22 protein-coding genes are annotated in these 19,675 nt (G+C 59.5%); 16 read left to right on the top strand and 6 right to left on the bottom strand.

All coding sequences use genetic code 11. From position 1 onward, the window contains the following. Positions 1 to 4: 4 nt before the first annotated feature. The 5 genes from LPB072_RS11735 to mobH form a co-directional block, all read right to left on the bottom strand. Positions 5 to 1,126: a succinylglutamate desuccinylase/aspartoacylase family protein gene (locus LPB072_RS11735; protein ID WP_066089826.1), complete on the bottom strand. Its 1,122-nt coding sequence runs from the start codon at positions 1,124 to 1,126 to the stop codon at positions 5 to 7. A 17-nt stretch (positions 1,127 to 1,143) separates the two neighbouring features. After that, on the bottom strand, positions 1,144 to 1,860 hold the full coding sequence (locus LPB072_RS11730) for an ABC transporter permease (RefSeq protein WP_096349062.1): 717 nt from the start codon (positions 1,858 to 1,860) through the stop codon (positions 1,144 to 1,146). Continuing rightward, positions 1,860 to 2,561, bottom strand: coding sequence for an ABC transporter permease (locus LPB072_RS11725; RefSeq protein ID WP_066089820.1), 702 nt, complete (start codon positions 2,559 to 2,561; stop codon positions 1,860 to 1,862). Before LPB072_RS11725 ends, LPB072_RS11730 begins: the two co-directional genes overlap by 1 nt. 221 nt (positions 2,562 to 2,782) lie before the next feature. Next, positions 2,783 to 3,643 carry a transporter substrate-binding domain-containing protein gene (locus tag LPB072_RS11720; protein WP_082876896.1) on the bottom strand — a complete coding sequence of 287 codons (861 nt, stop codon included), beginning with the start codon at positions 3,641 to 3,643 and terminating at the stop codon, positions 2,783 to 2,785. A gap of 503 nt (positions 3,644 to 4,146) precedes the next feature. Further along, the gene (mobH, locus tag LPB072_RS11715) at positions 4,147 to 6,507 is read right to left on the bottom strand and encodes a MobH family relaxase (protein ID WP_231943239.1); all 2,361 of its coding nucleotides are present in this window, start codon (positions 6,505 to 6,507) and stop codon (positions 4,147 to 4,149) included. On the opposite strand from mobH, the gene LPB072_RS23690 reads away from it, so the two are divergent. After that, entirely contained in the window at positions 6,449 to 6,640 is a 192-nt protein-coding gene (locus tag LPB072_RS23690) for a hypothetical protein (protein WP_197509043.1), read from the top strand. The two genes, mobH and LPB072_RS23690, sit on opposite strands and share 59 nt — an antisense overlap. A 15-nt stretch (positions 6,641 to 6,655) precedes the next feature. Here the strand turns inward: LPB072_RS23690 and LPB072_RS11710 are convergent, their stop codons facing one another. Beyond that, the gene (locus tag LPB072_RS11710) at positions 6,656 to 7,183 is read right to left on the bottom strand and encodes a hypothetical protein (RefSeq protein ID WP_157559298.1); all 528 of its coding nucleotides are present in this window, start codon (positions 7,181 to 7,183) and stop codon (positions 6,656 to 6,658) included. Positions 7,184 to 7,729: 546 nt separating this feature from the next. Between LPB072_RS11710 and pilL2 the strand changes: the two genes are divergently transcribed. The 15 genes from pilL2 (at position 7,730) to LPB072_RS11635 (ending at position 19,652) form a co-directional block, all read left to right on the top strand. Then, complete coding sequence (gene pilL2, locus LPB072_RS11705) at positions 7,730 to 8,281, top strand: PFGI-1 class ICE element type IV pilus protein PilL2 (RefSeq protein WP_066089814.1); 552 nt, start codon at positions 7,730 to 7,732, stop codon at positions 8,279 to 8,281. A 14-nt stretch (positions 8,282 to 8,295) separates the two neighbouring features. Beyond that, positions 8,296 to 9,240 (top strand): hypothetical protein, encoded by a 945-nt coding sequence (locus LPB072_RS11700; RefSeq protein WP_066089811.1) that lies wholly within the window; start codon positions 8,296 to 8,298, stop codon positions 9,238 to 9,240. Between the two features lie 8 nt (positions 9,241 to 9,248). Beyond that, positions 9,249 to 9,827: a hypothetical protein gene (locus LPB072_RS11695; RefSeq protein WP_066090864.1), complete on the top strand. Its 579-nt coding sequence runs from the start codon at positions 9,249 to 9,251 to the stop codon at positions 9,825 to 9,827. Positions 9,828 to 9,834: 7 nt separating this feature from the next. Further along, entirely contained in the window at positions 9,835 to 10,635 is an 801-nt protein-coding gene (locus tag LPB072_RS11690; RefSeq protein WP_082876895.1) for a lytic transglycosylase domain-containing protein, read from the top strand. Then, the gene (locus LPB072_RS23155; RefSeq protein WP_082876894.1) at positions 10,632 to 11,150 is read left to right on the top strand and encodes a PFL_4695 family integrating conjugative element protein; all 519 of its coding nucleotides are present in this window, start codon (positions 10,632 to 10,634) and stop codon (positions 11,148 to 11,150) included. Before LPB072_RS11690 ends, LPB072_RS23155 begins: the two co-directional genes overlap by 4 nt. A gap of 10 nt (positions 11,151 to 11,160) precedes the next feature. Then, positions 11,161 to 13,434, top strand: coding sequence for a type IV conjugative transfer system coupling protein TraD (gene traD, locus LPB072_RS11680; protein WP_066089806.1), 2,274 nt, complete (start codon positions 11,161 to 11,163; stop codon positions 13,432 to 13,434). After that, a complete protein-coding gene (locus LPB072_RS11675) occupies positions 13,431 to 14,189 on the top strand; it encodes a TIGR03747 family integrating conjugative element membrane protein (protein WP_066089803.1) in 759 nt (252 codons plus the stop codon). The genes traD and LPB072_RS11675 overlap by 4 nt, the downstream gene beginning before the upstream one ends. A gap of 31 nt (positions 14,190 to 14,220) precedes the next feature. Continuing rightward, the gene (locus LPB072_RS11670; RefSeq protein ID WP_231943238.1) at positions 14,221 to 14,586 is read left to right on the top strand and encodes an integrative conjugative element protein, RAQPRD family; all 366 of its coding nucleotides are present in this window, start codon (positions 14,221 to 14,223) and stop codon (positions 14,584 to 14,586) included. A gap of 19 nt (positions 14,587 to 14,605) precedes the next feature. Further along, positions 14,606 to 14,839, top strand: coding sequence for a DUF3262 family protein (locus LPB072_RS11665; protein ID WP_157694140.1), 234 nt, complete (start codon positions 14,606 to 14,608; stop codon positions 14,837 to 14,839). A gap of 70 nt (positions 14,840 to 14,909) precedes the next feature. Next, entirely contained in the window at positions 14,910 to 15,311 is a 402-nt protein-coding gene (locus tag LPB072_RS11660; protein ID WP_082876892.1) for a DUF2976 domain-containing protein, read from the top strand. 21 nt (positions 15,312 to 15,332) lie between these two features. After that, a complete protein-coding gene (locus LPB072_RS11655) occupies positions 15,333 to 15,806 on the top strand; it encodes a TIGR03750 family conjugal transfer protein (RefSeq protein ID WP_096349061.1) in 474 nt (157 codons plus the stop codon). Next, complete coding sequence (locus LPB072_RS11650) at positions 15,803 to 16,591, top strand: PFL_4703 family integrating conjugative element protein (protein ID WP_066089797.1); 789 nt, start codon at positions 15,803 to 15,805, stop codon at positions 16,589 to 16,591. The genes LPB072_RS11655 and LPB072_RS11650 overlap by 4 nt, the downstream gene beginning before the upstream one ends. A 14-nt stretch (positions 16,592 to 16,605) precedes the next feature. Beyond that, a complete protein-coding gene (locus LPB072_RS11645; protein ID WP_066089794.1) occupies positions 16,606 to 17,688 on the top strand; it encodes a TIGR03749 family integrating conjugative element protein in 1,083 nt (360 codons plus the stop codon). 22 nt (positions 17,689 to 17,710) lie between these two features. After that, positions 17,711 to 19,141 carry a TIGR03752 family integrating conjugative element protein gene (locus LPB072_RS11640; protein ID WP_066089791.1) on the top strand — a complete coding sequence of 477 codons (1,431 nt, stop codon included), beginning with the start codon at positions 17,711 to 17,713 and terminating at the stop codon, positions 19,139 to 19,141. Then, the gene (locus LPB072_RS11635; RefSeq protein WP_082876891.1) at positions 19,128 to 19,652 is read left to right on the top strand and encodes a TIGR03751 family conjugal transfer lipoprotein; all 525 of its coding nucleotides are present in this window, start codon (positions 19,128 to 19,130) and stop codon (positions 19,650 to 19,652) included. Before LPB072_RS11640 ends, LPB072_RS11635 begins: the two co-directional genes overlap by 14 nt. Positions 19,653 to 19,675 lie beyond the last annotated feature (23 nt).

Raw genomic sequence — 19,675 nt, 5'->3', positions numbered from 1 at the left:
TGGTTCAGGGGCTGAGCAAATTGCCAGAGCGAATCGGGGTCTGGCCTGCCACGCGGCACAGCTCCAGGTTGGCCGTGGCCCAGCGCAGGATGTGGCGGGCGTAGACCACGCCATCGATCGAAGCCTTTACCGGGGTTGACCGGTTGCTCAGCGGATCGATCACATGTGCCACTACCTGGCCGGGAACCACCCGCTCACCAGGCTCAACCAAAAAAGCGATCACCCCGGAGTGGGGCGCATGCAGTGCTTCTGTTCCAGCCAGCGGCGTGGCCTCGCAACGCACCTGTGGCACTGGTGGTGCCTCGCCCGCAATGATGCCCCGGTGTTGCAGGTAGCTGTAGATGGCTTTGGCATCCTGCTCGGCCAGTGTGGTGGAGACATCGGTTTGCCCGCGCAATTCCACGGTGCTGCTGGCGCAGGCCAGCGGAATGGGAAACTGCGGGCCAAACCGTTCAGCCAGGCGCCACCAGGGGCCCGAGAGTGCCTCGTCAAATGAAATGGAGCCCCCAGATCCTTTTGCCCACAACACCGCCTGGGCACCCAGGTAGTGTGCCAAAGGCATCAACTGCTCGAGCATGGGCTGCTCTACATACATATGCAATGCGGCCTGGAAATCACAATGCAAATCGAGCACCACATCGGCGTCATGCGACAGCAGCATCAGCGTTTGCCTCATGCAATGGAGTTCTGTGGCAGGTTGTTCGGCCATCAGCGCCTCACGCATGGCCTGTCGAATCGCCAGCTTGTTGGCGGTGGCATCAGGCCCCAGCAAAGGCTCCAGCCTGTCTTCAAGCAAGGCGAAAAAGTCGGGGTAGTTTCTGTTGAAATTTTCCATGCTGGCCTGCTCGAACCGGCCAAGCTGCAGGTGCATGGTGGTCTGGTTCAGGCCAATCGGGTTGGCCAGTGGCACCAGAACGACTTCACCCAATACCGCGCCACGCGCTTCTGCGTCTTCCAGCAGGCTGCGCAAGTGGTGTGCAGTCAGCATGCCTGGCAGTTCATCGGCGTGCAGGCTGGCTTGAATATAGGCCTTTTCACCCTTGCCAACAGCCCCAAAGTGGAAGCTTGTGAGCGTGCGCTGGGTGCCCAGGGCAGGGGAGAGGAGCGGATGGAAGTGGGTTTGCATCAGGGTCTGCTGGAGCCTCAATGGGCCCGAGGCTTCAGATAGGCCAGGAAGCGGCGCTCAAGCAAGCGGAAGACATACACCAGCGCAAAAGTGAGTATGAAATACAAAACCGCGACAGCGATGAACGGCTGAAAGGCCAGGTAGTAGGTTTTGTAGATCGCATAGGCGGCGTTCGTCAAATCGTACAAAGCCGGGACCACACTGGCAAGCGAGGTCGCATGCAGCATCATCACCACCTCATTCGAGTAGCCTGGCAGGGTGCGCCGCAGCGCGCTGGGCAATACCAGTCGAAACATCATGTTCCATTTGCTGAACCCCGCAGCCTGAGCCGCCTCGATTTCGCCTGCCGGTGTTTCCTTGATGGCGCCTGCCAGCATTTCGATGGTGTAAGCGCTGGTGTTCAACGTGAAAGCAAGAACCGCGCAGAAAAATGGCTCTTTGAACCAGGTCAATGGCCAGGTGGTGTCCCACAGGGCTTGCACCCATTCGAGTTGGGCAATGCCGTAGTAAATGAAGTACACCTGAATCAGCAACGGCGTGCCTCGAATCACATAGGTGAACAGCCAGACTGGGCCTGAAACCCAGCGGTTGCTCGACACGCGCATGAGCGTCAGGGGCAAGGTCAATAGGCCGCCTGCGACCAGGCTCACGGCCAGCAACTGCATCGTGGCCCAGAAGCCCACCCAGTAGAGGTGGAGGTTCTGCGGTTCAAAGATGATGGCGAATTTGTCCATCAGAAGTTGCCTCGCTTGACGCCTGCCGAATAGCGGGTCTCGGCTTTGCGCAGCAGAAACAGGCTGATGGAAGAAATCATCAGATAGAGGAATCCGGCAAAAGCCATGAAGATGATGGCGGCGCCCGGAATTTCGCCGCGGGCTGCCGCTCCTGCCTGCTTGGCCAGGTTGGTGATGTCGGTCAGGCCGATCACCGAGACCAGCGCGGTGGACTTGAGCAAGACCAGCCAGTTGTTGGTAAAGCTGGGCAGGGCGAACCGAACCATTTGCGGCAAGACCATCTTGCGGAAGGTATAGAAGCGGGTCATTCCGAACGCCCAGCCGGCTTCTGACTGGCCCTTTGGCACGCTCATGATGGCGCCGCGAAACGTCTCGGTCATGTAGGCACCGTAGACAAAACCGATGGTCAATACACCGGCTACAAAGGGGTTGATCTGAGGGCCGCTGCGGTAACCCAGCGCCTCGGCAATGTCATTGACCAGAATCTGGCCACCGAAATACAAAAGCAGCATCCACACCAGATCCGGAACCCCCCGAATCACGGTGGAATAGATATCGCCCATCCAGTTGAGCACCCGGTACGGCGAGAGCTTGGCCGCGGCACCTGCCAGTCCCAGCACGGAAGCGAACACCAGAGCACCCAGCGCCACACCAATGGTGACCAGGAGCCCTTGCAGAATATTCAAAAAATAGGTGGTCATCTAAAGCCTGTGAACACTGTTTTCCCAAGTGCAATCGTGGTGAAAACTGTGCCCCGTTGGGCACGCGATGAGGGCCAGGTCAGATGCTTGGGTTGGAACTGCAAGCCGTGGTTGCGCAGCCCTCAATAGCGCCCTGGCATATCGATTGCCGGATCTGACCCGATGGGGGTTGCACGTGCGCAAACACCTGCAACCCCACACCGTTCCATGCGAAGCAGGGATCAGGAACCCCAGAGATCCACACCTGGCACGTGCTTCTCGGCAATGGCTTGCCACTTGCCGTTGTCGCGAATGGCTTTGATGCCCGCGTCGAGCGCGTCACGCAATGCGGTGTCTTCTTTGCGCAAAGCCACGCCAGCGCCTGCGCCGAAGTACTTGGCATCAAATTCAACGGGGATACGGGCGCCTGCGCAGGCGTAACCCGCGCCATCGGGTGTCGACAGGAAGCCGCCGTTCACTTCGACCACATCGGCCACGGTACCGTCGAGGCGACCAGATTTGACATCCAGATACACCTGATCCTGTGCGTCGTAGGCCACGATGGTTGCGCCGGCGGGTTGCAATTCGCCCATGGCGTACTTCTCCTGGGTCGAGGCCTTGAGCACGCCCAGCTTCTTGCCCTTGAAGTTGGCGGCTTCAGCGCCCAGGTTCAAGTCGCTTTTCACGACCACGCAAGAAGGGGTGTTGTAGTACTTGCCGGTGAAGTCAACAGCTTGCTTGCGCTCTTCGGTGATCGACATCGACGAGATGATGACATCGTATTTTTTGGCCTGCAGACCGGGGATCATGCCGTCCCATGCCTGTTCAACAAACACGCATTTGCTCTTGAGTTCTTCGCACAGTGCCTTGGCAACGTCGACGTCAAAACCAGCAGGTTCACCAGCGTCGGTCTTGTAAGTGAAAGGCTTGTAGGTGGCATCGATGGCCACACGCAATTCGGGCCACTGGCTGGCGGCGGGCGCTTCAGCAGGTGCTGCAGCGGCCGTGGGTTCGGCTGCGGGCGCCGCTGGCGCTTCGGTCTTGCCGCAAGCAACCAGGCTGGCGGCGCCAATGAGGCTGAGAGAAAGGAGCAAATGCTTCATGAATAACCTCGATAGAGAAGGTAGTTGAGATCGGTTGGGCATGCATACCCACCGGGGTGATTGATTGTAGGTGTGAGAGAGGAAGATCCAACTTGGTGCATGCAGGTGTTTCCCCGCATACGACACCGGCAGGTGCTTCCGTTTTCGGATCGACAGCGGAAGGTCTTGGTTTGAAGGGTAGTCGGGATCGAACGGCCATTGATGTGGCCGGGCGCTGCAACGACACGGCTTCCGCTCTGAAGCCTGCGCAACTTTAACTTAACATAATATACATCGTGGAATATGCGATTTCTAAAAAAATGCAGGCTCTGAGCCCGCTGCACATTTCACGATCACCTCTAAAAGCATGCCAGTCGATACCGAACCTGCCTGATGCACAGCAACAATGTAAACATCCTAATCGCTACTGTCAAACATTTTTTCTCATAGAGCAAGAAACAAAAGAATCGTCCCAACCTCTCAGACTGGTGAAGTTGGACAGAGGTGCAACGTAGCGACCAACATCATGAAAGTCGGATCACAGGGTTGTTCGGCGGCACCGGGAGCACCCATCGGTCCGGGTTGGTCAAAACTACAGCGCTCAGCTTGCCCACGGGCACATTGCCGCGCCCAATCACCTCATACTTGAGGATGTTGGATTTGCCCGGCCCCATGAGGTGCCACCCGGCTTTAATCACTTCCCGCTGAACTTGCATGGCCTGGGCGTTTCCGTCAGAGTCGTTGCCCGTGTCTTGATCAGCCACATAGGCCTTGAACACCAGTGGCGACACCAGCGCCATGCCCTCGGCGGTGAAATGGATCATTGCGCCAGCTTCGTTGTATTTGAGGGAGCGACTCCCCAATCCTTGTTGCAGCCAAGCGATGAATGCCATTGCGACAGCGGTGGGCTCCACTTGCTTGTCGGCAGACTCGTGCGGTAGATCGGGCAAGAACATTGAAATCACAACCGGGGTGTGCTTTATGCGAGACACCGGCACGGCGTCGCTTCGAGCAGTCATGGAAGGAAGCCCAGAGCGCACCAGCAAAGGGCGCTTGTCAATCGGTGCCGGCATAGGTGGCAGTGACGGAGACTTGCTTGCCGGGCCGCCCAAATCAAGCTTTGCCGCAGCTTTGGCCTGGCTGGTCGCGATTGGCGCAACTGGTGGAGCTGCAGGCACGCTTTTGGACGTTGTCGCAGGACGTGGTGCAGGTTGAGATGGAGGGGTTGGCACTTGCTTGAAGATTGCCGCATCATCCTCAAAGTCCAGCCATCTTTCTTGCGCGCTAAAGCCATCAACGCCACCCATCTGCAGTGGCTCAACATCGGATGCAACAGGCTTGGCTTGTTGGGGTGGCGCAGCAGGCTTTCCTGCTGGCTTTTTGATGGTCTGTGTGGGAGCCTTCCCCCCGCCTGTTGATATAAGCACTGTCGCAGCTTTGGGACTGGTGAATTTTGGTGCGCGAAGCGCTGACTCATCCCTGTTCATATTCCCTTTGCGTGGACCTGCAGCAAAAGGCGCGGAGGTTGCGCCAGTCTTCACTGGATCGAGCGTTGGCTCAGTGGGCTGCTTCGGAGCGGGTTCTTGCGCACCCTTCTCTGTTGGGACAGGTTCTGGCTGGCTTGTCGCCTTCGCATGGTGACCCACATCGTCGTTGTCTTCGACGTTGATGCCCGCCGAACGACGTCGCTGCTGCACTTCAATGTGTCCGACCATTGATGATGGGTATTGGGCTGGGTCAGCAAAGAGCCTGTCCAAGGGGAAACGCAATACGGTGAGTGAATGTGAATAGGTTGCGCCACCCTCCTCTGCCGTGCTGCCGCAGTCTTCATCTGCGCCACCGCCATGGACTTGCACGTACCAAACAGCTTGCCCTGTGTCTGGGTTCAGTTGGATGCAGCCGTATTCCTGCCAGGTGTCGAAGAGCCTGTCGTTTTTGTTCTCTCCTGGGATGGCCTCCTCAGGATGGTATTGCTTGATGTGTTGCCGAACGCCATCGGCAAGCCGCTTGGCCACAAACCAAATGGCACCGTCATACACCCATCCAGCAGCTCCGCTGCGGTTCAACGGCAACGCGGTTCCGTTCCTGAGCATGTCTTTGATCGACTGCATCAACAGATCAATGAGCGGTACGCTGGTCGATGTAGAGAAACGCGCCCGGCTCCCACCGGCAAGGGCATGTTGGGTTGATGTTTGATCGGCTTTGCGAACGAGCGTCGCCAGCAGGCTGGTTTTGTCTGCGCCAGAAAGGTAGTTTGAAAGGGCTTCAAACGCCTGCGGTCGGCGGGCCAGAAAACTGAGCGCAGAAGGCGGGGCAATTTGCTGCAACAGCACCATGGAGAGTTTGGAATGGGCCTGGTAGTCACGCGCAGACTTGGGCGTGAACTCCACCAGGTATTCACCCCCTGAGCGCTTCTGTGCCATTTCGGTCAATGGTCCAGACATGGGCACCCAGCGTAACGGCGCGTCTATGCCCATGCATGACCAGCTGATGCGCAAGTCGGTCATGATCTTGCCAATGTCGTGCAACAGAGCGGCGAAGAAAACCACATAAGTCCATTCATCTCGCTGGGCGTCCATTTCCTCCACTGCGGCACCCTCTGGAAAGAAGTGGCCATTGCGCCAAGTCATGGCAGCCAGTGTCGTCTCCAGTGTGTGTGCCAATAGCCCACCCACATGTGCGTGGTGGTGACTCTCGGAGGCCGGCAGGAGCTGAACATATTCTGCGTACCGCAGCAGTGCAGGCCGAAGGTCGCGTTGCCAGACTTGCGCCGACAAACGCGACTGCCGCCACATCGCCTCCATTGCTTTGCCGCTTTGGACAAGCGTGAACAACTCTTCTGCGCGCAGGATGCGCAGCCACCCTTCTGACGATCCTCTGATCACAGGTGCAGTGCTCGGGGTGTCGCTGGGCAATGGCACAGGATCATTCAACGAAGCCGCCTTGCTGATCGGCGACGACAGTACGGCAGGCCTTGGCGACCTGGGGTCCAGCCTTCTGATCCACCGCATGCATTGACCAAACATAGCTGCTTCAACGCTCCATCAGGTACGTGATCAAGTCATCAGGCGTTGCCCGAAACTCACATGGTCCAGTGACATAGAGGCGCGTGTAGTCTGGCAACGTCTCGCGCTGTGCGAGAAACATCAACCACGTTTGCTCCAGCGGATTCCACCAGATCGCCCGGCCAGGTTCATCTGGGCTGCGTTGGATTCTGAAGGCTGCGCCATAGCTTGCAACGGGTGCGTTGGCCAGGGCTACAGCCAAACGAAAGCGGCGCGCCTTGGCATCCTCTTTGGGATGTTCGTTGCGTTGCGATTCTTTCGCCAAGATTTGGCGCACGAACTCCACCGCTTCTGTGTCACTTGGCTCGAGCCAGGATTCAATGCCATCGTACATGCGCAAGTAGCCCATGACGCGGTTGGTCCAGTTCGACAGCCCGAGTTGCTCCAAGTAATCTGCGATGGCATAGGGGGCGTGTTGCACATCGAAGGGGTGCCTGCCCATGGCCAGCTCAATACTGGAAGGACATAGCTCGTGCGGCGAAAACGGGTGCGACATGGGGCCTTCCTAATTCATTTATCCATTTGACTCTAGGCAGGAAAATCCTTTCACACAACCGGAAACCTGATTCAGATCAGGCAGGTTTCGGCTTGACGCTGCATGAATGTTTTGGTAGTCGTTTTTTTTCGCGTCCATGCCCCGCCGTGGACGCGAAAAACCGTTGCCCGTATCCCCGAATTTCCTGTTCCAGTAAGCCCTTTGCCACCGGAACTTTGGAGGTGGCGCCCTTTGGATAAGGCCATTAACCCCGTAGGAAGCCATTTTCCCGTGGATGCCCGGCCCTCCGGGCAGATGCTGACTTCAGATGGTCCACCCTGCTCCAGGTGTTGATTCGACAGAATTGCGTCGTTTCAGGTGGTTACACCATTTCTACTACAACGTCAAGCCGAAACCTGCCACTTCTCAGGCAGCTTTTCAGTGGAGAAATCTGACCCGGACTCTGACACTGCATGCACTGGCGACGCATCTCTTGGTGACGTCACTTTTGCCCTAGGCCTCGTTGACCTCAACGGCGCGCGGGGCGTCTTTTATGCAAGGTGTCCGATGAAACAAGGCTTCTTTCTTGGTCTGATTGCCATGGTGATGATGGGTCAGACAGCGTGGGCTCAAACACGGTTGGCGGATGGCGGAGAGCAATTGCAAGTTGGTCGCTACACGACCCAATCTGCACAACCACCAGCAGAACTGTCGGACCCTCTGTCTGTCTACGCGCAGCTCAATTTCCCACGCCAGGCCGTGGCCACCGTGGGCCAGGCCTTGGACTACACCCTCATGCGTACAGGGTATCGCCTTGTGGACATCGAGGCGCTGGGAGACCGAGCACGGCGCTTTCTGAGCTTGCCTTTGCCAGAGTCTCAACGCCGCGTTGGGCCCTACTCAGTCAAAAACATTCTTGAAATCTTGCTGGGTTCTGCCTGGACCTTGAAAACCGACCCGATCAGTCGGCAAGTTTGGTTTGAGCTGGACGCGGTCGAGCCGTCCAGCCCATTGGCCTTGCCCGCCACCGTGACACCCCAAGCGGCAGATGACGCTGACCAGCCTGCCATCGGTGCAAACACTGAGCACGCCAGCAAGCTGTCGCTCTTTGAAAACTGACCTGGAGCATTGACATGGATGACCAACTTGAACACCAGCGCCGCCAGGAAGACGAAGAGTTCTGGGAAGAAAAACAGCGCGAATCCTCGCTCTCAAAGCAAGCACGTCCGCGTGATTTCACCCAACCCATATCTGACACCCCCTCCCCTATGAGATCCATGCCAGACAGAGACGGCGCCCCTGTGGATGCGGGAATGCACGCACCTGAGACGCCCGTGTTTCGCGAGCCTGCTAAGCCCAGGACAAGGGAACAGAAGAGCAACATGGGCACGCTCTCTGTGATCGCGCTATTGGTGCTCGGAGCCTTGGGCTACCAGGGCTATCGAATGTGGCACAAAGACAGCGACACGTTGCCCACCGAGTCCGCCGCTCAACTCGCCCCCATCGTGGCCGGCTCGGTTCTACCTCCGGTTTTGGCGCCGTCGTCGGACCCTGTCGAGTCTGTGGACGCCTTGGCTCCCACGGCAGGTGCCCCTACCGCACTGCAGGAGAACCCTGAACCTGATGCGGCGACATTGGCCATCATTGAACAAAACGAACGCCTTGACCGACTAGAGGCCAGGCTGAACGAGGTCATTGAAGGCCTGCGTGCACAGGGCTACATCATCGGAGAAGCTGGCGCGAATGGTCAGCCCTTGATCCCTGCCGCTTTTGCGCCACGGATTGTTTCCCCAGCGCCTGCGCCCGCCCGTCGCGCACCTGTGCACAGGCCAAAACCCAAGGCGCCTGTGGCAAAAGCTCTGCCACCCGTTACGCGCCAGCAACTGCTTTCTGTCGACATGTGGGATGGCCGCCCTTCGGTGGTGCTTGGCAACGGCGACAGCGCCAACCCACAGGTGAAAGTGATGCAGCCGGGCGACAGCTTCAACGGCATCACCCTCAAAGCAGTAGACGTGCAAGGGCAGCGCGCCACTTTCAGCGACGGCGCGCGCTCCATGGCACTTGGCGTGACCAACTGATGCACACCATGAACGCACTGAACTCACTTGGACTCCGAACGGCTGCAGTGATGACCGCTGTGCTGATGGCCTGTGCTTTGCATGTAGATGCCTTCGCCCAGGCCCGAGTGATCAACCAAACACAAGAGCAGCAAACACAGACGGGTGAATCAAGTCAGCAACGGCTGGCACGCCTGCATTCACAACTTGATGGCAACGATCTTCTGGTGGCCCAGATTTGGGGACTGAGCAACGAAGAAATGGTTCGCGCCAAGGTATTGCTAAAGGGGCCGCGCGCTGCCTTCTCTGTGGAGAACCTTTCCCCAGTCGAAGCGCTGGGCATCCACGCGCGCGATGAGAAAGAGCGCGTGAAGTACGCAGAGATGTTTGCACGCGCGCTGCAGGCCGACGTTGAACGCAGCCTGGCGTGGAACCGAGCCTTCATGGAGGTCCAGGCTCGCTTGTACCCCAATCAAGTTGTCATGGACTACTCCGGGCAATCTCCCGTGGCCGTACCCACGGCCACGGCGGACATGATGGGTGTGCCACGCACGCTGGTGCAAGACCCCGCCGCCGCGCGCAAATCCAGCGCGACCAAAAAGCGCTGAGGCAGTCATGATGAGTTGTCTTGAGTCCTCCAGCCGCAGCCACACGCCACGCCGATGGTGTGCGGCCTGTGCCTTGGCGCTGGTGGCTGTGGGTGCGCAGGCGCAGGCCGAGGGCTCCGCTTGGCTGGATGCCAGGCAAGACAGCAAGATCATCTATCCGACCAGTGCCGCCACGGCGCGGCACCCGTCTGCACCATCTGTGACAACCCACAGTGTTGTGCAAGGCGAGACCAAGACCATCTGGCCCAAGGCCTTGAGCGATTCCGAGCGTGAGAAGGTAACGCGCCGTTTGCTGCCACTGGCGTTTGTTCCAATGTCAGTGCAACCTGAGGTGGCAAGCGTAGGAACGGCGGCCGGCCGTGTCACGCCTTTGATGCTCAAGACGTTGATGCAGGCGGCTGATCGCTTTGGTGTGGATGCCTACCTGATCAAAGCCGTGATCCATGCCGAGTCGGCTTTCAATCCGCGTGCGCGCAGTCCCAAGAACGCCATTGGCTTGATGCAGGTTTTGCCGGGCACCGCGCGTGATCTGGGCTTGTCAGCCCAGCCCAGCGCTTCTGTGGAACAACTGCTGACCGATCCGCGCGTGAGCATCGTGGTGGGCACCAAATACCTTGCCGAACAGCTTGAGCGGTTTGGCGGCAACGTCGAGCTGGCCGTCGCTGCATACAACGCCGGGCCTGGAGCCGTGATCAATGCGGGCAACAAGATCCCACCCTACGCTGAGACGCGGGCCTACGTCAAACGGGTTTTGGGTCTTGCACGCGGCTACCGCCAGCGGCAGTCACTGCAAGGGGTTCAAGCATGATCGCCATCCGTCTCGCCACCCTTTTGCTGACCGCATTGCCCGCTTTTGTGGGTGCAGCCGATCTGGAGGTGATCCACGACGGTGCTGGTGCCGTTCCAGCGGGTATCTATTACGGGCACCTGGTGTCTGGAGTGGACCAAGCCGGGGTCTTGCCAGGCACAAAGTTCCCGCTCACCACTCGGCTCAAGCCCGGGGTCTTGTCTGTTGATGCAAGAGGCGAAGGCTTGTTTGACGCCCACTGGATGGCCCATCCAATCTTTGTACTGGGCACCGATCCAGGAAGCTTTCAATGGCTGCAACAGCATCGACAGACTTTAGGGGCGTTGGGGGCATCCGGTTTGGTGATCGAGGCCGGTTCTGAGACGCTCTTCAAGGACTTGCAGGCCTTCGCTGGCGGTTTGTCAGTCGCGCCAGTGCGCGGCCCATGGCTGGAGCAGCGCCTGCTCTCGGCGGGCATTTCGACCTACCCGCTGGTCGTGATGCCCGATGGGCGCATCACGAAGGCCCCAATGTGAAGGGCTCCCCATGAAGAACGACAACGCCCTCGAAGCGCTGTTGCGCCCACCTGTTGAGCTGTGGAGCACAGCCATGGCATGGGCCGTGGCATTGGTGGCCATCGTTGCGCCGTGGTCTTTGATGATGCCGCACTTGCTGGGCTGGGTGATTGCCATCGTGGCCGGGTACTTTGGTTGGGTCCGATGCCAGCAAGCCATCGAGATCCTGCGCTACCAGCACGGGATGAAGTACTACAAGGTCACGAAAGTGGCCCCCCACAAGATCCCCGTTGAAGCCGGCCAGTATTACCTGGGCGACGGCTTTGAGTGGACTCAGCAACACACCCAGCGCAAGCGCGATGCGACACGCACCGATGCGCAGCCATTCGTGCGTGCGCAGCCGCGCGAGGTGGCGCTGCGCAAAATAGGGGCACGCTTGCGCGCCTGGTCTGAAGACGGGCAATCAGGCACGCCGGGCAAGATGCATGAATTGGCAGCAGCCATCGCCAACCACGACAGTTGGATCAACCCATTCCAGGCTCACGCCGATCTCGGTGGATCTCCCATCCTGCATGGTGTGGGTGCGTTGGATGAACGGCCCATCACCATGCGCCAAGCCTCACGCAACGGCCACATGATCGTGCTGGGCACCACGCGGGTGGGCAAGACGCGCATGCTGGAGATGCTGGCCACACAGGACATACACGCTGGGCACGTAACCATCGTGATCGACCCGAAGGGCGACTCCGAACTCATGCTGCGCCTGTACGCAGAGGCTCAGCGCGCAGGACGTGGTGACCAGTTTTATCTGTTCCATCTGGGCTACCCAGATATCTCCGCCCGGTACAACGGTATTGGCAACTTCAGCCGCATCACGGAGGTGGCTGGCCGGGCCACGAATGCCCTGCCCTCATCGGGCAACAGCGCGGCCTTTAAGGAGTTCTCCTGGCGCTTCACGAACATCGTGGCGCAGGCACAAGTTGCCCTCGGTCGGGTGCCGACCTACGAAACCTTGTTGGCCGATGTCACAGGTATCGATCCGCTGTTCATGGACTACGCCTTGATGGTGTTTCGCGCCAAAGCGGCAGAAGGTCAATTCACCGACTACCAAGACCGCTTGGGGCATCTGGAAGGCCTGATCGAGAAGAAAAGGGCCCCCGTGCCGCGCAGCCTGTCCGACCGCCCAGTCGAGCTGGTCGCCATGTTCTTGCTGATCAAGGAGGCCCGAATTGTTGACAAGGTCTTGACGGGCCTGGCGGCGGCCTTTTCGTATGAACGCAGTTTTTACGAGAAGATCATCGCCAGTCTTGGCCCATTCCTGGAGAAACTGACCTCCGGTGCAGCCGGCAAGCTGATTTCACCGGACTACTTCGATCCCGAAGACAAGCGTCCCATCTTCGACTGGATGACGGTGATTCGGCAAGGTGGCATCGTCTATGCCGGTCTGGATGCGCTGTCTGATTCGGTGGTGTCTTCGGCGGTGGGCAACAGCATGCTGGCCGACTTGGTCTCTGTGGGCGGCAAGCTCTACAAGACGGGCCTTGACCCACACCACGCCGAAGGCAAGATTGTTTTGCCTACGGTATGCGCGCACTTCGATGAAGTGAACGAGATTTGCGGACCTGAGTTCGTGCCCATGGTCAACAAATTGGGCGGGTCGGGTTTTCGCATCACCGCCTATACCCAGTCGATGTTCGACATCGAGGCCAAGGTGGGCGACAAGGCCAAGGCAGGACAGATCCTGGACAACTTCAACCATGTGGTGATGTTGCGGGTGCGTTCGGTCGCCACGGCCAATCTCTTGGCCGAACAGGTGCCACAGGTGGACGTGGTGCATCTGACGCCCATGAGCGGTGTGAGCGACACCGCTGCCGAAGGAACCGGTGTGGACTTCACCAGCCGCAACAACGACATCGTGACCACCACCAAGGTGGCCATGATCGAGGCGGCTGACGTACTGGAGTTGCCACAAGGTCAGGCTTTCGCCTTGCTGGAAGGCAACCGCCGTTTCAAGCTGCGCATCCCCATGGCTGACACCACCGATGACCCGTTCATTCCGGAGTCGCTCAAGAAGGTGGCCGCTGACATGAAGGCGCGTTACCGCACCTCAGAAAAATGGGCCAGTGAAACCGATTGGCTGGGCAATCAGCCGCTGGGCGCCCTTGCTGGCAGCGCGATAGACACGACCTTGGCTGATACGGAGGCAGGAGACGAAGAGCCAGGGCCACGCACCGCTTACGCAGCCACAAGCCAGACCGTCGAAACCAGCACGGCCTTCACCGACATGGCTGGAGGTCTCGGATGAGCGCGGCCGCGAACAAGGGACCGGTGCGTGCACGCACAAGAGGACCAGTCGAGCTGGGCATGGAAGTGGCTTTCGGCTTGTTGTTTGTCACCCTCTTTGCATGGTTCATCGGTGTGTTGATCGAGGTGGTTGGGTCATACACACTGTGGCGCGACAAAGGCGAGCTTCATTCGCAAGAAATCGTGGCGCAGGATCTGGCGTACATCGCCATGGCACCGCGCAGCCTGTTGGTGCGCGATACCGTGGACTGGTCACACCGCGTCGTGGGCTGGGTCGAGATGCCCTATAAGCGCGTGGGTCTCACGCGCTGGTACGCGCGCTTGCATGGTGGTGATCAAGATCTCCAGGCGTCGGGTCCACAGTCCATCCTGAGTCAGCGAATGGACAGTGCCAGTGCCTCCATTCAACACACCCTATCCAAATGGGTCTTGATGTCCATGTACGTGGGTCAAGACGTGCTCTTGCGCCTGAGTGTGGCCGCGTTCGCTCTGCCCGCTTTTGTCCTGGCCTGCATAGTGGGCATCGTGGATGGCCTGGTGCGCCGTGATCTTCGGCGTTGGGGTGGTGGCCGCGAAAGTTCCTTCGTCTATCACCACGCCAAGCGGTACACGCAATGGGCCTTGACGGGCGGTTTTGGCTTGTACCTCGCCTGGCCCTTCGGTGGGTTTAACCCCGCCTACATGGTGTTCGTGTTCACGCTGCTGGTCGCTTTCGCCATGTCCACCGCCGTGGCTGCGTTCAAAAAGTATGTCTAACCCATCCACCCTTCAACCCTCAGGAGCCACTATGTCCCACGTTGACGTTCGGCCCGCGCCCCTTCAGGTGCAGGCATCCACCAAACCCAATGCACACCGTGCCTGGATGCTGGCCATGCTCATTGCGTGCGCGGCAGTGACGCCTGCAGCCCAAGCCGCCAGCGGTGACGCAGACACAGAACGCGAGAACCTGGCGCGCATCAGCTCCGAGCTGGAGCGGGTCCAGGTGATGGTCAAAGAAGCCGCCGACCGCGCGCCCAGCGGCCAGCGCGTGAAATTCCGCTACGACTGGCTGCAACAAGACCTGCAGATGCTGCGTGAAGGTGTCAACGACCACGCTGATGCACCTAGGCAGCCGCGTCCAGTACCACCCCTGCGTGGTGACTACCGCCAGTGATGACACAGGAGAGCACGCGATGAATTCCACCATGGCCGCCGCTTTTGAAGTGGGCTCGGGCGTGAATCCCAGCGCACTGAAAGTCACGATTCAGCTCATCGCCATGGGCGTGATCCTGTTCGTATTTGCCTGGGTCATCACGCAAGTTTTCGCTGCCTATCAAGCCAATCGGGCCACCGCCTCCGATGTGGTGGGCAGCTTCGTAAAAGCAACCGTGATTTTCTGCTTGTTGGCCACGGTCGTTTTCTGGTGACGTGAGTCACCGCCTTTGTGTTTGCTGTCCCACAACTCGCATACGTTTATTTCAACCAGGAGAGAAGTCAATGAAACCCAGCCCATTCCTCAACACGTTGCGTGCCGCGCGCAGCAAGATCAGCTACTGGGCACTTGTCCCAGCAGTTGCACTCATGTGCAGCCCCGCTTTTGCCGCACTGCCCACGATGCCCACACCCGGCACCGATATGAACGGCAATGCCGTCGTTGCTGGTGACTGGTTGGGCTCCATGAGTGCCTGGTTCAAGGCCGGGCTGGTGATCTTCGGCTTGATCATTCTCGGCTTCATGTTCATGAAGGTGGTGGGTGGCGCTGTGACCAAGTGGGGTGAATACACCAAGGGCCGCGCAGACATTGGTGACCTGAAGGAATACATGATCATGGCCATCGTCATCGTCGGCTTTGCGATCCTGATGATCACGTATGCGTTCCAAGTAATCGGTCAGACCTGATCGACCAGATCGAGCGCCAGCATGAACGCCGAATCAGCCTCTCGAAACGCTCAGCAAGAAGAAGTGTCGCGTTTTCGCGCGCCAGTGACAGACCGGGTGAACGTGGAGCCCGCGATCATTCGCGGCATGACGGTCACCGAGGCCAAAGTCATTTCTTTGGTAGCGGTTCCGGTTTTCCTCGTGATTGGCGGCATCGTGCTACTGGTCACCGGCTTTTGGCAGTTCATCCTGGTGCTCGGCATCGCCGGTCCATTGTTCACCCTTTGGTATGCCTCTGGCCGGCTGCAAAAGATCAAGCGCAATCGACCAGACGGCTACTACACCCAAGCCATTCACTTTTGGCTGGCCAAGCGTGGGCTTGTCACCAGCCACTACCTCTCCCTCCACGGGCATTGGGATCTTGGCCGCTCCTTGGACCTCAATCTATCTCATCCGTTTGAGGTCCATGAGCCATCCGCCAAGTCACAACCTCCTTCTCAATCCAAGACATCATGAGCACCCAACAATCCCTGGACGCCCTCGCCCACGAGCGGGCAAGCCACGCCAACACCCGTCGGCTGTTTTTGGGCTTGACCATCGTGTCAGCGGTGGGTATGGCACTCCTGTGGGCCAAACCCCATCAGATCGACCTGCACATCAACCCTGATCTTCGCGCGGGCGATCAGGTGATGGTCAACAACGGCTCCGCGCCAGTGCCCAATCCCAATGTGTACAGCTTCGCCTACTACGTGTGGCAGCAGATCAACCGTTGGCAGTCCGATGGTGGCGTTGATTACGGAGCCCAGATTTACAACTTCCAGTCTTACCTGACGCCTCGCTGCCAAGCGCAACTGAAGGGCGACTTGGAAGCACGTGGACGCAGCGGCGAGTTGCGCATGCGCACGCGACAGATCACCGAAATCCCAGGCTTGGGCTTTCAGGACAACCGAGTGCTTGGCGAAGGTCCAGCTGCATGGAACGTCTTGCTCGATATGCAGGTCATGGAGACCTTTAGAGGCCAGGCCGTCAAGGACACCTATGTCCGCTACCCCATTCGAGTGGTCCGTTTCGACGTGGACCGTGAACGCAACCCCTTCCGACTGGCTGTGGACTGCTTTGGCAGCAACAAGCCCGCGCGCATCGATGTCAAGGACAGCGCCGTCAGTGGAGCCACTGCCGCTGGTGTGGCACCAGCCCTCTTGCCCGGATTGAGCGACCAACCAGCTTCGGCTCTGGTCCAACAGCCCACCAACGCCGCCGGCGCGCCTGGTCAGCCCGCTTCAGCCGCCCCGAAACAGTGACAGGGAGTTCCCACATGAAACACATTCGCAACCTCCGTTCCGCCTGGCCTGCATTGGGCCTGGCCAGCACATTGACCGTGTGCATGTTTTCTGGTGCCGCCTTCGCCCAGGTGCAAGACCTGGGTGCAGTGGGTGACGCACCTGAGTTGCTGGATGTCCCGTCCACAACGGCTACCAGCACAACGCCTATCGTTAAAGCCGCGCCCATGGTGGGCGCCGTGGATCTCGGGCAAAACATGCACGATTCCAACGCTGGCCTGCCTGTTGCGGCTCCAGTCGTCGGGGTAGCCCGCAAAGCTGCTATGGAGGCCGAGCAATCAGCAACAGTGCCTATGGCCACGCGCAAGAAGGTCAAAAATGCTGCCCTTCCCGTTTACCGCGACGGCGTAGAGCGCGCCGTTTTTGCTCGATTGCCCGTTCGAGTGGGCCTTCCCGTGAAGCGCGAGCGCCTGATCACCTTGCCCTCACCGGCGGTGTTGCACGTGCCCAGCGACATCGAGGCCGTGGCCCGGGTGGAAGCGATCGATCGCACGATCTACGTCACAGCATTGGTGCCGTTTGCGCCGATCCGCATCGTCGCCGAGCTGATTGACGGAGGACAGCAGATTCCGCTGGATTTGGTGGCCAATACGCAGACTTCAGCCGCGAGTCAGGAGCTGGAGGTCTTCATTGAAACGGCACGGGACACACAGGACGCAGCGCAGACCGCCTCGTCCTCCACCCCTGAGACGCCAGCGGCAGACATGGTGGACCTGACACGATTTGCCTCGCGCATGTTGTATGCGCCACGCCGCCTCGCCGTGGGCCAGCCGGGCGTGAGCCAGGTCCAGGTGAGCAACCAGCCGGTTGTGGGCCTGGTGCGCGGCGCGCTGGTGGAAACCGTACCCATGGGTCAGTGGCGTTCGGCCGGCCTGTATGTCACGGCAGTGCGCATCACCAACAAATCCAAGCAACCGCTTGAAATTTCGCTGGACAGCCTGCGCGGCAAATGGCTGGCCGTTACAGCGCAGCACGGGCGTCTTGGCGCGGCGGGCAGCGAAGCGGATACCAGCGCGCTGTACCTGATCTGCGACCGGGCGTTCGACGCCTGCCTGTAAGCAAGAGCAAGGAGCACACAACATGGCGGTCAAACAAAACACTTTGCTTCCTATCCTGGGGGTGATCACCCTGGTGATCGTGGGCACGATTCTTTTTCAGCAGTTCACCTCGGATGGCTCGGTCAAGCCAGGCGACCCCATCACGCAAGTCCCCAAACCTGAACCGCTTCCCGTGGCAAAAGGGGCCGATGGCGACAACGCCAGCGAGACTCTCAAGTCGGTGGTGGCCAGCAATGAGGCCTTGCGTGTGCAGGTGCAAGAAATCTTGGCGCGCAACCTGGAGCTGGAAAAAGGCCACAACGGCACCCAGCCAGGCGCTTCCAACAGCAGCACCGATATGGGTGGCGATGCTCTTGATGCCGCAGGCCGCGCTGCAGATACCCTGCTCAACGGTTTGCCGTCGATCTCTGGCCCTACGCCTAAGAACCTGCCCGGCTCGCAAGTCGGGCGTGTGATCAATGCCGCGCCGATTGTGGGTGACATGGCGGTCGAGAGTAGCGAAGGTCTGCCTGGTGCCGTGGCATACGACAAGAAGATCCCACTCGGATTCGCCGCCTTTGAGGACACGCGCAACCGCCAAGGACCGGTGCAGACACGCTATGTCCGCACCTCGGCTTCGGCCACCTCTGTCGAAGGCAGCGCACTGCCTGGTGCGGGCAAGTCCGCAGCCTTGAAGAGCACCGAGCCGGAGGACGAGCCGTATTTCACCATCCCGGAGAACGCCACGCTGGTGGGCGTCAAGGCCATGACCAGCATCATCGGACGGGTGCCCATCGACGGTCGGGTCACTGACCCGATGCAATTCAAGGCGGTGGTCGGGCGCGAGAACCTCGCGGCCAACGGCTGGGAGCTGCCCGACGATCTGGCTGGGATGATCGTCACGGGCGTAGCCATCGGCGACATGGCCCTGTCCTGTTCTGAGGGCAAGATCCGTTCGGCCACGTTTGTTTTCAACGACGGCACGATCCGCACCGTTTCATCCCGGGCTCGTGCAGGCTCTGGAGGCAGTTCCGGCATCTCGGGTGACCTTGGGTTCATTTCTGACCCACATGGCAACCCTTGCATCTCCGGGCGCTTTGTCACCAACGCGCCGGCCTACTTGACCGACATCGTCGGTGCCAAGACCTTGGGCGTGGCAGCGTCTGCGTTTGCCGATGCCGCCAAGCTGGTCACTCAAAGCAGTTCCACGGGCTCTACCACCACCCAGATCACCGACACCAACAAGTACGTGTTGGGTCAAGCCGTCTCTGGCGCCAGCGATGAATTCACCGACTGGTTGCTCAGCCGCCTGAAGAACAGTTTTGATGCTGTGGTCACCCCTTCGGGCCACGAGCTGGTGGTGCACCTGGACCAGGAGCTGCGCATCGACAAGATGGCCAACGCACGCCGATTGACCCACCGCAACCAAGCCTCTCAAACCTCAACCCGTGGAGCCCTCTATGGCCTGGAATAACGCTCAATCCGCCCGTTCTTTGTCGCAGAACCGGTCAAAGGTGACTGTGACGTGCAGCGCCTTGCTTGCCCTATGCGTGTTGGCCCTGTCGGCCTGCTCGGTGAGTGGCCCCCGTGAGTCACCACTCAACGAGGTCACGGCGGGCAGTCCCACCGTGTCCGAGGTCTTCCGTGGCACCGACGGTGCCCAGACCAACAACAACCGCGCCAAAGAGCGGTTCAACACCAGTGGCCAGGCCCGGCCTGTAGGTCAGCTTGACGCGCAGCAAAGCCCGTACTGGTCACCTCTAACCCCCATGAAACAGCGCTTTGCCCGTGTGTCCAACCCGGACATGGTGATGGTGGTGTACCCCCACCTCTCAAGGGGCAAGTACCCGGTGCCGGGGTACGTCACGGTGTTTCCGATGTACGAGCAGACCCAGTACGCCCTGCCCGGTGAGGTCGAGCAAGAAGACGGTGAGGCGCGCGAGCGCTACATGAGCCCGCCCACTGGGACCTCGCCAGTGCGTTGACGCTCGCACTGATCACCACCGAA

This window comes from Hydrogenophaga crassostreae (assembly GCF_001761385.1).
GTDB lineage: Bacteria > Pseudomonadota > Gammaproteobacteria > Burkholderiales > Burkholderiaceae_C > Hydrogenophaga > Hydrogenophaga crassostreae.
The sequence above is the reverse complement of the archived record's forward strand: the minus strand, read 5'-3'. Positions and strand labels throughout refer to the sequence as shown.

What these genes read in the sequence shown, in the direction of transcription:
- LPB072_RS11735 (WP_066089826.1), bottom strand. Translation starts at nt 1,126, where the DNA reads ATGCAAACCCACTTCCATCCGCTCCTCTCCCCTGCCCTGGGCACCCAG.
- LPB072_RS11730 (WP_096349062.1), bottom strand. Translation starts at nt 1,860, where the DNA reads ATGGACAAATTCGCCATCATCTTTGAACCGCAGAACCTCCACCTCTAC.
- LPB072_RS11725 (WP_066089820.1), bottom strand. Translation starts at nt 2,561, where the DNA reads ATGACCACCTATTTTTTGAATATTCTGCAAGGGCTCCTGGTCACCATT.
- LPB072_RS11720 (WP_082876896.1), bottom strand. Translation starts at nt 3,643, where the DNA reads ATGAAGCATTTGCTCCTTTCTCTCAGCCTCATTGGCGCCGCCAGCCTG.
- LPB072_RS11710 (WP_157559298.1), bottom strand. Translation starts at nt 7,183, where the DNA reads ATGTCGCACCCGTTTTCGCCGCACGAGCTATGTCCTTCCAGTATTGAG.
- pilL2 (WP_066089814.1), top strand. Translation starts at nt 7,730, where the DNA reads ATGAAACAAGGCTTCTTTCTTGGTCTGATTGCCATGGTGATGATGGGT.
- LPB072_RS11700 (WP_066089811.1), top strand. Translation starts at nt 8,296, where the DNA reads ATGGATGACCAACTTGAACACCAGCGCCGCCAGGAAGACGAAGAGTTC.
- LPB072_RS11695 (WP_066090864.1), top strand. Translation starts at nt 9,249, where the DNA reads ATGAACGCACTGAACTCACTTGGACTCCGAACGGCTGCAGTGATGACC.
- LPB072_RS11690 (WP_082876895.1), top strand. Translation starts at nt 9,835, where the DNA reads ATGATGAGTTGTCTTGAGTCCTCCAGCCGCAGCCACACGCCACGCCGA.
- LPB072_RS23155 (WP_082876894.1), top strand. Translation starts at nt 10,632, where the DNA reads ATGATCGCCATCCGTCTCGCCACCCTTTTGCTGACCGCATTGCCCGCT.
- traD (WP_066089806.1), top strand. Translation starts at nt 11,161, where the DNA reads ATGAAGAACGACAACGCCCTCGAAGCGCTGTTGCGCCCACCTGTTGAG.
- LPB072_RS11675 (WP_066089803.1), top strand. Translation starts at nt 13,431, where the DNA reads ATGAGCGCGGCCGCGAACAAGGGACCGGTGCGTGCACGCACAAGAGGA.
- LPB072_RS11670 (WP_231943238.1), top strand. Translation starts at nt 14,221, where the DNA reads ATGTCCCACGTTGACGTTCGGCCCGCGCCCCTTCAGGTGCAGGCATCC.
- LPB072_RS11665 (WP_157694140.1), top strand. Translation starts at nt 14,606, where the DNA reads ATGAATTCCACCATGGCCGCCGCTTTTGAAGTGGGCTCGGGCGTGAAT.
- LPB072_RS11660 (WP_082876892.1), top strand. Translation starts at nt 14,910, where the DNA reads ATGAAACCCAGCCCATTCCTCAACACGTTGCGTGCCGCGCGCAGCAAG.
- LPB072_RS11655 (WP_096349061.1), top strand. Translation starts at nt 15,333, where the DNA reads ATGAACGCCGAATCAGCCTCTCGAAACGCTCAGCAAGAAGAAGTGTCG.
- LPB072_RS11650 (WP_066089797.1), top strand. Translation starts at nt 15,803, where the DNA reads ATGAGCACCCAACAATCCCTGGACGCCCTCGCCCACGAGCGGGCAAGC.
- LPB072_RS11645 (WP_066089794.1), top strand. Translation starts at nt 16,606, where the DNA reads ATGAAACACATTCGCAACCTCCGTTCCGCCTGGCCTGCATTGGGCCTG.
- LPB072_RS11640 (WP_066089791.1), top strand. Translation starts at nt 17,711, where the DNA reads ATGGCGGTCAAACAAAACACTTTGCTTCCTATCCTGGGGGTGATCACC.
- LPB072_RS11635 (WP_082876891.1), top strand. Translation starts at nt 19,128, where the DNA reads ATGGCCTGGAATAACGCTCAATCCGCCCGTTCTTTGTCGCAGAACCGG.